The 13,086-nt window shown below is 39.8% G+C and carries 12 protein-coding genes; 1 reads left to right on the top strand and 11 read right to left on the bottom strand.

Annotated features, from left to right (window positions below):
• Nucleotides 1-5 precede the first annotated feature (5 nt).
• From I2F89_RS03780 to I2F89_RS03755, 6 genes are all read right to left on the bottom strand, one after another.
• Nucleotides 6-2,189, bottom strand: a complete 2,184-nt coding sequence (locus I2F89_RS03780; RefSeq protein WP_195513508.1) for a heavy metal translocating P-type ATPase — start codon at nt 2,187-2,189, stop codon at nt 6-8.
• The gene (gene copZ / locus I2F89_RS03775) at nt 2,190-2,399 is read right to left on the bottom strand and encodes a copper chaperone CopZ (protein ID WP_071867486.1); all 210 of its coding nucleotides are present in this window, start codon (nt 2,397-2,399) and stop codon (nt 2,190-2,192) included.
• A 13-nt stretch (nt 2,400-2,412) separates the two neighbouring features.
• Entirely contained in the window at nt 2,413-2,853 is a 441-nt protein-coding gene (locus I2F89_RS03770) for a CopY/TcrY family copper transport repressor (protein WP_074799525.1), read from the bottom strand.
• Nucleotides 2,854-2,928: 75 nt separating this feature from the next.
• A complete protein-coding gene (locus I2F89_RS03765) occupies nt 2,929-3,462 on the bottom strand; it encodes a topology modulation protein (protein WP_074799526.1) in 534 nt (177 codons plus the stop codon).
• Nucleotides 3,463-3,564: 102 nt separating this feature from the next.
• The gene (locus I2F89_RS03760) at nt 3,565-5,028 is read right to left on the bottom strand and encodes an APC family permease (protein WP_074799527.1); all 1,464 of its coding nucleotides are present in this window, start codon (nt 5,026-5,028) and stop codon (nt 3,565-3,567) included.
• A 298-nt stretch (nt 5,029-5,326) separates the two neighbouring features.
• Nucleotides 5,327-7,408, bottom strand: a complete 2,082-nt coding sequence (locus I2F89_RS03755) for a heavy metal translocating P-type ATPase (RefSeq protein ID WP_195513506.1) — start codon at nt 7,406-7,408, stop codon at nt 5,327-5,329.
• A 238-nt stretch (nt 7,409-7,646) separates the two neighbouring features.
• Between I2F89_RS03755 and I2F89_RS03750 the strand changes: the two genes are divergently transcribed.
• Complete coding sequence (locus I2F89_RS03750; RefSeq protein WP_195513504.1) at nt 7,647-8,939, top strand: hypothetical protein; 1,293 nt, start codon at nt 7,647-7,649, stop codon at nt 8,937-8,939.
• A 72-nt stretch (nt 8,940-9,011) separates the two neighbouring features.
• Here the strand turns inward: I2F89_RS03750 and I2F89_RS03745 are convergent, their stop codons facing one another.
• The 5 genes from I2F89_RS03745 to I2F89_RS03725 form a co-directional block, all read right to left on the bottom strand.
• A complete protein-coding gene (locus tag I2F89_RS03745) occupies nt 9,012-9,371 on the bottom strand; it encodes a YccF domain-containing protein (RefSeq protein WP_071867480.1) in 360 nt (119 codons plus the stop codon).
• A 33-nt stretch (nt 9,372-9,404) separates the two neighbouring features.
• Nucleotides 9,405-9,749: a hypothetical protein gene (locus I2F89_RS03740; protein ID WP_195513502.1), complete on the bottom strand. Its 345-nt coding sequence runs from the start codon at nt 9,747-9,749 to the stop codon at nt 9,405-9,407.
• Complete coding sequence (locus I2F89_RS03735) at nt 9,746-10,381, bottom strand: SGNH/GDSL hydrolase family protein (RefSeq protein ID WP_195513593.1); 636 nt, start codon at nt 10,379-10,381, stop codon at nt 9,746-9,748. Before I2F89_RS03735 ends, I2F89_RS03740 begins: the two co-directional genes overlap by 4 nt.
• Nucleotides 10,382-10,540: 159 nt before the next feature.
• Nucleotides 10,541-11,839, bottom strand: a complete 1,299-nt coding sequence (asnS, locus tag I2F89_RS03730) for an asparagine--tRNA ligase (RefSeq protein ID WP_010734979.1) — start codon at nt 11,837-11,839, stop codon at nt 10,541-10,543.
• A 30-nt stretch (nt 11,840-11,869) separates the two neighbouring features.
• Nucleotides 11,870-13,063, bottom strand: a complete 1,194-nt coding sequence (locus tag I2F89_RS03725; protein ID WP_071867477.1) for a pyridoxal phosphate-dependent aminotransferase — start codon at nt 13,061-13,063, stop codon at nt 11,870-11,872.
• Between the last annotated feature and the right edge of the window lie 23 nt (nt 13,064-13,086).

The following is a 13,086-nucleotide window of genomic DNA, read 5'->3' as shown; positions in this document are numbered from 1 at the left end:
ACCGTTTATTTCTTCATTTTTTGGTTTAGACTTAATGAATTGAGTAACACACTGATTGAGCTAAAGGCCATCGCTCCTCCGGCAATGATTGGATTCAATAAGCCAAACGCAGCAAATGGAATGCCAATCGTGTTATAAATAAATGCCCAAAATAAGTTTTGTTTGATTTTTTTCAAGGTCACACTTGAAAGCTCGATCGTTTGTCCAATCGACGAGAGTTGACTATTCATCAACGTTACATCTGCTGTTTCCATGGCAATATCAGTACCACTACCCATCGCGATGCCGACATTTGCTAAAGCCAAGGCGGGAGCATCATTGATACCATCGCCGACCATTCCCACTTGTTTTCCTTCTTTTTGCAATTTTTCGACATAGCCTGCTTTTTCATCAGGTAATACTTCAGCAAAGATGTGTTCTGGCGAGATACCCACTTCTTTTCCAATCGTCGTTGCAACCGATTGATTGTCCCCTGTGACCATATAAACTGCCAATCCTTGGGCTTGTAATCGTTGGATTGCTGATCGCGCATGTTCTTTGATCTGGTCAGCCACAGCGATCATCCCCAATACTTGTCTATCATCTGCAAGAAACATTACGGTTTTTCCTTGTCCTTCTAATTGTAACGCTTGTTCTTGATACACTTCAAATGAAACGTTCATCTCGACTAGTCGTTTTCTCGTACCAATAAAATAAGATGTTCCGTTGATTTCTCCACTGATCCCAGCACCCGGATGTGCTTTTGCTTGAAGCACAGGCAAAGTCGTGATCGACTGTTCTTTTCCATAAGTCACAATGGCTTTACCTAAAGGATGCTCTGAACCTTGCTCTAATGTGGTGGCGATCGTTAACACTTCTTCGTCACCGATAACGTCTGTGACCACTGGTTTCCCTTGTGTGATCGTACCAGTTTTATCTAAAAGAATCGTGTCTAGATGTGTCGCAGCTTCTAATGCCTCGCCGCCTTTGATCAAAATACCCTTTCGTGCGCCTAAGCCTGTACCAACCATGATAGCAGTTGGCGTCGCTAGTCCTAACGCACAAGGACAAGCGATGACTAACACTGAAACACTATGGATCACTGCCAGTTCCCAGTTGCCACTGATTAGTCCTGTGGCTATTAAGGTAACGAAGGCAATGACTAACACGATAGGTACAAAAATGCCAGAAATCTTATCAGCAATTTTTTGGATCGGTGCTTTGCTTCCTTGGGCATCTTCCACCATTTGGATGATTTGTGAGAGGACGGTTCCTTTTCCTACTTGCGTCACCGTCATTTCAAGAATCCCTGTGGAATTGATGGTGCCACCGAAGAGTAGATCCCCCGTTTTTTTCTCAACTGGCACACTTTCTCCAGTCAGCATTCCTTCATCGATCGCACTATCCCCTTTGATGACTTTCCCATCTGTTGGGATTTGTTCTCCCGGTCGGACGAGTAAAATATCCCCAATCGCTACTTCCTCGATTGGTATGGTCTTTTCTTCGCCATTTTTTATGACCTGTGCTGTTTTTTTCTGAAGAGACATCAACTGCTTGATGGCATCGCCGGTTTTACTTTTGGCTGTGTGTTCCAAATATTTTCCTAACAAAATCAGCGTGATGATCATATTGCTACTTTCAAAATATAAGTCCGATGAATGTGTACTGAAAAAACCATTGTATACACTAAGCGCAAATGCAGCGGTCGTACCGATTGCCACTAACACATCCATATTGGGTGCGTTTGTTTTGATGGCATGATACGCTCCTTCATAAAAGCGCCAACCAATATAAAACTGGACAGGGATTGCTAAAATCAGTTGGACCCATGGATCATGGAAAAAATGGACTAGCGTTCCGTGGAAGCCTAACATCATTGCAATCATCGCGATCATCATAGGAAGCGTCAAGAGAGCACCTATGATGACATCTCGCTTCATTTTTGTTAAATAAGTTTGCTTTTCTTCTGCAATTTTTTGCTTATGGGCCTCATCATATAAAATCGCACCATAACCAATGGTTTCAACACTTTGGATCAGTTCTTCGATCGATACTTCCTGATAATTGATCGTCGCTTTTTCTGTTGCCAGATTAACAGTCGCAGATAATACACCGGGCTGTTCATTCAACTCTTTTTCGATTCGTGCAGCACAATTGGCACAAGTCATTCCAGTAATCACCAGTGTGTCTTTTTTAGCTGGATGCTCCATTTAAATCACCTCTGCTTGATAGCCTAAATCATTGATTGCTTGACATACGGTTGATGGTTGGATCACTGTTTCATCTAATGACACAGTTCCGATCTCTTTTTTTAAGTTGACATTGATTTTTTTTACACCCGGTAGCGCATTGACCGTTTCTTCCACTCTTGCAACGCAATGTTTACAGCTCATTCCTTTGATCGTTACTTTTGTTTTCATCGCTGGTTTCCTCCTAGTTGTTTTGATGGCAATGACATTGTCCTGGAATGCAATTGCACTGGATATTTGTTACTGGCTCTTTTTTCTTTAGTTCTGCCATGATTTGGTCAATATCTGCTTGTGTTAAAGTTGCTTCTGAGACAAGATCTGCAATCGTCTCGCCGATTTTCTTCGCGCAAATATGTGAGAATAAATTCTCTGCGGCACTTTGCACAGTATCTGTTTCAGACACCGCTGGATGATAAATAAATTTTTTCCCTTCTTGTTCTGTCCAAATCGCTTCTTTTTTGACAAGTCGTCCTAATAACGTTTTGACTGTTGCTGCTTTCCAGCCCATTGATTCAGAAAGGATCTGTGTGATTTCCTGAGCTGTGGTGTCTCCTAATGTCCAGACGACACGCATGATCTCCCATTCTGAATCACTGATTTTGATTGGCTTTTTCACTTCTTCCATATGTATCACTCTCCTCTTCGTTTACAAATGTAAACTTCATTTCTAAATACAGATTACACTTGTAAACGAAACGTGTCAACTACTTTTACTTCGCCATTGCTCTAGAAATTTTTTTTGCTGTCGTGGACCATTCAAAATGACTAATTTCTCTTCTGCTCCTTGTTCATAGATTTTTTTGATCGCTAAGGGTTCCCTCTCGTTCTTGAAACGCCAAACAAAAAGTAAAAAGTCCAAATATTCTTTGTCGAATTTTTCTATAAATTCTTCTGGAACATCTGGACGGGTACTTTTATCTACTTTTCGTTTGAGCGAACGCTTGATCACACGATACATCGCTCGGTATCTCGGCAAGCGAAGCATTAGGATCAAGTCAGCTTGTTCAATTCTATCTTTTGCAATCGATAGATAATTTCCTTCGATGATCCAATCCTTGTTCTCCGCCATAAATTTTTCCTGTTCTTTTAACAACCATTGCTTGGCTGCTTTTCCATAGTCCGTTGCTAGCCACAATTGATCGAGAGCTAAAAGAGGGCTTCCTGTCGTTGCTTGTAAGCTTCTTGCAAGTGTGGACTTACCTGCACCCGACTGTCCAATAATCATTATTTTCATTTTGTCCTCCTTCGAATGGTCATCTTTTTATTTTACCTCTTATTCTTAATAACGTAAAAAAAGACCGAACCAATCGTTGGACTGATTCGGTCAAATCTTATTTTAAAGTTGAGAAACTGGTTCTTTCAACGGATTTTTCTTATTATCACGACGTGCGATCGCTGGTAAGATCATACCTAGTAAAATCAAAATGATCGGTGTGACGATATTTGAGATCAATTGGAACCACCAAGCTTTTGGATCAGCAGCGTATTCCACTTTTGGTACCATTCCCAAAATACATGCAAACGCAGTGAAAGCAAAACACCAAGCACCAAAGATGAATCCAACTTTAGGATTTTTCACGAACTTATATTCCGACGTGAATTTTTTGTATGCTTTGTTCAACATCATGTAGGCTAGGAATACCCATAAGTAACGCATTGGCATAACGACTGAATTTAAGTTCGTCAACCATTTAACTAATTCATTCATATCTTTGATACCAATAATCGGTAATAGGATGATGATACCGACTAAGATACCAGTTAACATGTAACCATTGACCAACGTTCCTTTACGGTTACGTTTACGTAACCAACTTGGCACAAATTCTGGATCTGCATCGGCTAACAAGATCTTCAATGGCGCATCAATAGAAAATGCCAAGGCAGAAATTTGACCAACCATATTCGTCAATGCATAGATGATCATCAATGCATTGCCAATACCATAATAGTTACCTAAGATTTGGAAGGCACTGTACGCACCGTTTGCCATTAAATCTTTAGGAATATTGTCACTTGCAAATAACATACCCATTGCCACAGAACCTAAAACAGCACAGATACCGACCATCGCTGCTAAAAAGATCATCCCTTTTGGAAATTCTTTTGCCGGGTTACGTGTAGAATTAACATAAGGAGAGATTTTCTCAGCGCCTCCTACAGCAAAGACTAACATTGAAACAGTCGTAAAGTAACTAAAGTCAAACTTAGGAATATACGTTTTGACTTGGTTCATATTTGCTGTCGCAAATTCCATCGTTGGATTGATGAATGGCGCAGTAACAGCAAGTAAAATGAATAATAATGACATGACGAACATCGCTGTACCTGCTAAACCACCGATAACTTTCAACGTTGATAAGCCTTTTGTTGATAGATACAAGAAAGCTAAGAAAATGATCAAGGAGATCACTGCGACCATTTGGACAGACATCGTATTGACGATATCGCCATTTCCTTGAACTGCCCAACCAGCTGCAATCAAAATCGCTTGTGGTTTTTGTGCTAAGTATGGAATGTGCACGACCCAGTATGTCCAGGCAGCATAATAAGCTAAGCGTTTATTCGAAGTAGTATTTTCTACCCAAGAACTAACGCCCCCTTTACTATCTTTGAATGCTGATCCTAATTGACCGACGATCAGTGCATAGGGGATAAAATAAATAGCCAGGATCAATAACCATGAAGTGATTACTGAGATTCCTTGTTGCGCGTAGTTATTGACGACATTCCCCATACCCCAGACCATGTTGAATGCAATCAACGCTACTGTAAACCAGCGCAGTTGTTTTTCGTTCATCTGATTTCTCCTTTATAAATATTTAATAATTATTCATTGACTATCATATTCAATTTTCATAATGTTTACAACACTTCGTTATTTTATTTGTGGATTATTTTAGGTAAAACACATTGTTTTTACATTTATTTTTCATTTTATCCTCTAACACCTAATCTAAAGGCTCACAAACATGAATTATTTTCTAACTATTTTGGAATTTTCAGAACAATTAAAATCTTCCAGTTATTTTAATCACAGAAAAACCACAGTCCTCAAATAAATGATTTCTGTGGTTTAACGGTGCTTTTTTGACTGTTTATTTGACTTTTTTGACAGATAGCCCACGCATGGCGTTTAAAACTGCTATCAGGGTCACACCGACATCGGCAAAGACTGCATTCCCCATAGAAGCAAAGCCAATAGCTCCGAGAATCAATACGATCACTTTTACTCCAATAGCAAATGCAATATTTTGCTTGACGATTTTCAACGTTTTTCTTGAAATTTGAATCGCCTCCGCAAGTTTTGATGGCTCATCGTTCATGATGACGACATCGGCTGCTTCAATAGCTGCATCACTGCCTAAACCACCCATGGCGATTCCCACATCTGCTCGAGCTAATACCGGTGCATCATTGATCCCGTCTCCGACAAAGGCAGTTTTCTGAGTCGTTTCGCTCATCAAAGCTTCTAATTTTTCTACCTTATCTTCTGGAAGCAGTTCACTATAGACTGCATCAACCCTTACCTCTTTTGCGACTTGTTCCGCAATCGTTTTAGCATCACCTGTCAACATCACTGTCTTTTTGACGCCGACTTTTTTCAATGTCTCGATAGCAAATGTTGCATCTGCTTTGATCGTATCCGCGATAACTAAATAGCCCACGAGCTGACTGTCGATCGCTAAATAGATCAATGTTCCTATTTCATGATTCTCTGGTTGCTCGACTCCATAGCGAGCCAATAATTTTTGATTTCCGACAAGTACCTCTTGTCCCTTGACCTGTGCGTTGATTCCTTCACCAGCGATTTCTACAGGTTCTTCAATTTCATATAACGGGCCACTGTAGGTATCCATGACCGCCTTGGCGATTGGATGTGTCGATAGATTTTCTAGACTCGCCACATATTTCATAAACGCTTTCTCGTCAATGGTAGAAACAACTTTTTGTACGGCAAAATCACCCTTGGTCAGGGTACCTGTTTTGTCAAATACCACTGTTTCTGTACGAGCTAAAAGTTCTAGATAATTTCCACCTTTTACAAGTATCCCCCGTTTACTAGCCCCACCGATTCCTCCGAAAAAGCTAAGTGGAACAGAAATGACCAATGCACATGGACAAGAGATCACTAGAAATGTCAATGCTCGATAAATCCATTCAGAAAAATCTCCTCCATAAAGTAAGGGTGGGACAGTTGCTAAAAGAACAGCTAAAGCAACAACGATCGGCGTATAGTAACGAGCAAACTTAGTGATGAATTTTTCAGCTGGTGCCTTTTTACTGCTTGCTGTCTCCACTAGTTCTAATAATTTGCTGATGGTCGAATTTTCATAGTTCTTTTTTACTTCGATGGTTAAAGGATGGGTCTTATTGATAAAACCACTTAATACATTTTCACCACTCATCACTTCTTTAGGCAATGATTCTCCTGTTAATGCAGATGTATCTACGAGGGATTGTCCCTTCAAAATCGTTCCGTCCAAAGGAATTCTTTCACCTGGTTTGACCATGACCGACTCACCGATCCGCACTTCTTCTGGTTGCTTATTTACCAAGCCGGTTTCAGTGATCACATGAGCAACTTCCGGTCGGATCGCCATCAACTCACGAATTGACCGACGAGACTGATCGACCGCAAAATGTTGGAAATACTCACCGATTTGATAAAACAACATGACAGCAACTGCTTCTGGATATTCACCGATCATCATCGCACCGATCGTTGCAATCGACATCAAAAAGTTTTCATCAAACACTTGTCCTTTACGAATATTGACGAACGCTTGCTTGATAACATCAAAGCCAATGAGAACAAAAATGGCCAAAAAAGTAATGAAACGAATTGGCTCAGCAGGCTTCCATAAAAACAATAAAAGCAAGCTAAGTGACGCTATGGCGATACGTAACAATGCTGTTTTATTTTCTTTTTCTGGTTCATGATTTTTACTTGTCTGCTTTTTCACTTCGATTATTTTGACATCTGGTTCTAATTGATGGATTTCTTCTGTTGCTTGCTTTTCAATCGTTTCAATGACAGCTTTATCTGCATCGATCATCATTTTTCCAGTCGCAAAATTGACCGATGCTTCTTTTACGCCAGGTATTGCTTGTACTTTTTTTTCAATTTTCATCGCACAATTTGCGCAATCTAAACCTTCTAATTGATAACTTTTCATTTTAAGTCCCTCCTTACTAAACATATGACTATCTCTTCATAAGTTATTATACATGAATGAGTATTCATATGTCAAATCATAGTAACAACGGATCATGATTTAAGTATCGTTCGGGAGAATCATTATTTCTTTAAGGTGTAAAAGAAGTTTCTTATGTAAAAGTGACGAATGATAAACTTTTTACAATAGAAAATAAAGGAGAATATCTTTGAAAGATCAAAAGATAAGGAGAAGAAATATGCTTGATTTTGACGGACAATACCATCAATTGGCACTTGCTCTAAGATTAGGAAATGCAGCAGCGTTTGAAGTTGTAGGTGCAGACGGGAAAAAGAATTACCAATTTTTATTTTCAAGATTTATCAAAATGATCGAAAATGATGTTGATCATGCCTTGATCAATGAAACGCAAAAAACTAAAGTGATCCAGTCTTTAAAAAGTACGATTACATACTACGAAATGAAAAAACCGGCAGAATTGCAACAGGAAATCGAAAATCTGAAAAAAAATGATCCAGCGAGTTTTATGATTATTCCTTCATACATTGTAAGTCCTTCTTATCATCATAATCATATTTATACTTTGATCATCTATAAGCAAGAACATGACTATCTTGTCGCTAAAATAGATAAATTTGCGGCAAATACCAACATGGGTAATCAGTTATCAACTATCCCAGCAGATCATTTGGAAACGTTAAGTAAAATACTTTTTGCTACAAAACTCGAACATCATAGCGAATCTAAAGTCAATATCATTGATGCAATCAACCAACTCTCAGAAACGCCACCAAAGAATCTTGATTTTGACATGAGAGGATATGCGCTAATTCCTGTTTGCCCCATCTTAGAACCACTTACTGCCTTTCGAAGTGTCCTTCATCATTGCCAAGAGGCTACATTCACGCCCCCCTTTGCTGAAGGCAAAGTAAAACCAAAATTTTGTACATCAATAGCATTTCGCAAACGTTTCTATCAGACTTTTCTAGGTGAAAACACAAAGCATAATGAAAAATTTTCCCAGCTATGGAAACATTATGAACAGCGGAAAAACATCACTGGTCTAAAAGAAACTATCTCAAGAGATGACTTTGTTGAAATTTCGAATGATTTCGTAAAGAAAGTCTACCAAGATCCTAGAACACCTAAAACATTTGTTAAAAATCAATCCGTCGAGGTCGCACCTTATTATTATCATGTTTTTTATGATGATTCCAGACGATTGAAACCATTGGATGCTCACATCAGCGCAATCATTGATGGAACGGATCAATCATCAAAAGAGGCCTATCGACGAAAAGTAAAAGTTAAGAGCCAGCGATTTGGTGCAACAGTCAAAACATTCAGAGAAAGGATTTTTTCTGATAGACAGACCTCCAAAAGTAACTCCACAGACGTGCTAAGTCCAACTTCTCCAACACATCCGTCCCTTACACAAGCAAATTTTAATCATCGCATAGTAGACGCAACCAACAAATCGAATTTTTTGAGTAAGCAAATACCTAAAAAACATACAGATATCACTCGCTAAGTGTAAAAAAAAGTAACTCTTTCGACAGACAAACAACTGTGCAAGAGAGTTACTTTTATATTTAGTGACTATTTAAACGATTTCTGCCCCAAACGGCATCAGCGCTAGGCGGGCTAATTTGAAGGACTGCTTTGCAAAAGGAATACCAATGATCGTGATACAAAGTAAAATCCCACTGATGACATGCCCTAGAGCAATCGGTAGACCTGACACGATCAACCAAATGATATTGACGATCAAAGATACGCCATTGTTTGTATAAATGACTTCTTTTCCAAAGGGTGCAAACGATAAAGAAGCTAGTTTAAAGCATTGTAGCCCGACCGGAATACCAACAATTGTGATACACCATAACACACCTGCTATCGCCCAACTAAGTCCACCGAGTAAACCACCAAAAATAAACCAAATAATATTTCCAATACAACTCATTGTTTCTTTCTCCATTCTAACGAGAGCCTTACGTTAAAAACTATTGAATTCTACTCTCTTGATTTTACGTTTTTTTGCTTCTAATAACCACTGCTCCATAAACTGAGCGGCTACGGTTCTTTCATGATCGACTGCTACAAAAATCGTTTGAATCAGTTCACCAGTTTGCTGATCTGCGTCAGTCGTTTCGATTTGTCTCGCTTGTCCAAAAGCGAAAATCATTGGTTTTTCTGCGTCATCTTGTGCTGCTATAAACGATATATTCAATGGATCGTTTATATCTGGCAACGTTAGTTCCTTCAAGAATCGATTTTCTTGTTGCCTGATCAACGTATTGATCATCGGTAGATCTGCTTCGGTTGCTGGCCGAATGATCATTCAAACCACTCTTTTCTTTTTTTGACCGTTTCTATCCAAATATTGGCAATCGTTTCATGACCCAGTAGTGTCGGATGGACACCATCATCCCCTGTGTATTTCTCATAGCCATATGAGATGCCTAAAGAATTCAACGTTCCATCTAACGGGACAAAAACTGCTTGATATTCTTTTGCTAGTTGACGAATCAAGTGGGTCTTTGGATCAAGATCACTACGCCAACTTCTCCGATCTTCAGGCTCTGGCAAAACAAATGGTTCCATCAAGACGATTTTTTTGATGCCACTTTCCACTAAACGATCAAGTAAATACCGATAATCTGCTTCAAAACGAGTAAAGGATTCTTTTGTCGCAAATGCTTCAGGCTCGCCTACATTGTGCCATGTATCATTGATACCGATCAAAATTGAGACGATATCAGGTTTCAAATCGATGCAGTCTGCTTGCCAGCGCTTCTTGAGGTCTGCCAACTTATTTCCGCCGATTCCGCGATTGACGAATGTCCACGTGTTTTCTGGATCACTCGCAGCCAATTTTGCTGCTGTTAACAGTGCATAGCCATGACCGAGATCGTCAGTTTCTCTACCCGCATCTGTGATACTATCTCCAATGAATAAAAGTCGTTGTTCCATCTCATCCCCTACTTTCCATGCTACTTTTACGTTATTATCCCATACACGTCTAGCCAAAGAAAGAAGGAAATGGAACATTAGTGATTTTATAACTACTTCTTAAAAAAATGCGTTCCACGAAAATCCGATGAACGATTTTCGTGGAACGCGTCTTATTTCTTATGGGTAAATACGATTTAACAAACGTGGGAATGGAATTGCTTCACGTACATGATCGATCCCTGAGATCCAAGTCACTGTACGTTCTAAGCCTAAGCCGAAACCAGAATGTGGAACAGATCCGTATTTACGTAGATCTAGGTACCATGAGTATTCTTTTTCGTCTAAGCCATGATTCTTGATTTGTTCAAGTAAGAAATCATAGTCAGTCGCACGTTCACTTCCGCCGATGATCTCTCCATATCCTTCAGGTGCGATCATATCTGCACAAATCACGACATCTTCTCTTGTTGGATGTGGTTTCATATAGAATGGTTTGATCGCTTTTGGATAGTTCAAGATAAAGACTGGTTGTTCAAATGAGTTCGCAATGAACGTTTCGTGTGGTGAACCGAAATCATCGCCCCACTCGATATCGTCAAAGCCATTTTTCTTCAATAACTCGATAGCATCATCATACGTGATACGTGGGAAAGGTAATTTAGTATAAGTTTTCAATACTTCTTTATCACGTTCTAAGACGTCTAAAGCATACTCGCAGTTATCTAATACACTTTGAACTAAGAAAGCAACATATTGTTCTTGTACTTCTAAGCTTTCTTCTTGATGCGTGAACGCCATTTCAGGTTCGATCATCCAAAATTCGATCAAATGACGACGTGTTTTTGATTTTTCAGCACGGAAAGTTGGTCCAAATGAAAATACTTTACCAAATGCCATTGCAGCAGCTTCCATATACAATTGGCCACTTTGTGACAGATATGCTTTTTGGTCAAAGTAGTTTGTCTCAAATAGATCGGTTGTTCCTTCTGGCGCAGAACCAGTCAAGATCGGTGGATCGATTTTAACGAATTGGTTGTTGTTGAAAAATTCGTAGGTTGCACGGATGATTTCATTTCGAATCTGCATCACTGCGTGTTGGCGAGAAGAACGTAACCATAAATGGCGATGATCCATCAAGAAATCTGTTCCATGTTCCTTTGGTGTGATCGGATAATCATGGCTTTCACTTACTACTTCAATGTTCGTGATCCCGATCTCATAGCCAAATTTAGAACGGCTGTCTTCACGAATCTCACCTGTCACAAGGATCGATGTTTCTTGAGAAAGATTTTTTGCCATTTGGAAAACTTCCTCAGGCACTTCACTTTTTACGACAACTCCTTGGAAGAATGCTGTCCCATCTCGTAATTGTAAAAAGGCGATTTTCCCACTTGAACGCTTATTAGCGACCCAAGCACCGATCGTTACTGTTTCGCCTACATGTTTTTTTGAATCGATGATTTGAATTTGTTCCACGTAAAATTCTCCTTTGTCCTATAATAATTTCTATTCGTTTTGACTTTTACTCTCAATAAAACGTTGGATTCGTCGGATTCCTTCTTCTAACGTTGCTAGATTCGCCGCATAACTCAAACGAACATTTTCCGGTGCGCCGAAACCTTCACCTGTAACTAGAGCAACCCCTGCTTCTTCTAGTAGATCTTCGACCCACGGAGTCACTTGTTCATAGCCACATATCGCTAACGTTTCTTTCACATTCGGAAACAAGTAAAATGCGCCTTGTGGTCTTTTGACCGACACCCCGGGCAAATCAGCAACAAGCGGAAATACGATGTCTAGACGTTCTTCAAATGCTTTGCGCATCTCTTCAACGGTATCTTGTTCCCCTTGTAGTGCTTCCACAGCCGCATATTGACTGACTGCAGTTGGGTTACTAGTTGATTGTGACGCAATCGCAATCATCCCATCAATGATTTTTTGATCGCCGACCGCGTATCCGATACGCCAGCCTGTCATTGCATAGGTTTTTGATACACCGTTGATGATTATCGTCTGTTCACGTATTGCTTTTGAAATCGTTGCAATTGGAGTAAACTCATTGTCATTATAAACTAATCGGCCATAAATATCATCAGCAACTATTAAAATATCGTTTTTTACTGCCCATTCACCAATCTCTTGTAGTTCTTCTTTTGTATAGATCATCCCTGTCGGATTGGAAGGAGAATTGATAATGACTGCTTTTGTCTTGGAAGAACGTGCTTGTTCCAATTGTTCAAGGGTCACTTTGAAATCATTGACTTCTTGACCCGTGACAAAAACAGGGACACCTTCTGCTAACTTGACTTGTTCCCCATAGCTCACCCAATAAGGCACTGGAATGATGACTTCATCTTTTGGATCTAGGATCGTTTGGAATAAGGCATAAAGGGCAAATTTCGCCCCGTCTGTCACAATCGTCTGAGAAGCATCGTAAGTCAATCCATAATAGGTTTCCAGATACGAAACGATTGCCTGCCTTAATTCTGGAATACCCGCTGTCGGCGTATAATAACTTGCTTTTCCATTCTTGATGGCTGCGATCGCTGCTTCTTGGATATTTTCAGGTGTAGCAAAATCAGGCTCTCCTACGGTCAAACTGATAATGTCTTTCCCTTGTGCTTTCAATGCCTTTGCTTTTGCTGCAGTTGCTAGTGTTACGGAAGGCTCTAAGCGTTCCACTCTTTTTGACTGTTTCATCCAATCTACCCTTTCATCCGTCT

Source organism: Enterococcus sp. 1001283B150225_161107_E12 (genome assembly GCF_015556925.1).
Lineage (GTDB): Bacteria > Bacillota > Bacilli > Lactobacillales > Enterococcaceae > Enterococcus_B > Enterococcus_B mundtii.
Note: the sequence above shows the minus strand (reverse complement) of the source record. Positions and strands in the feature narration are given on the sequence as shown.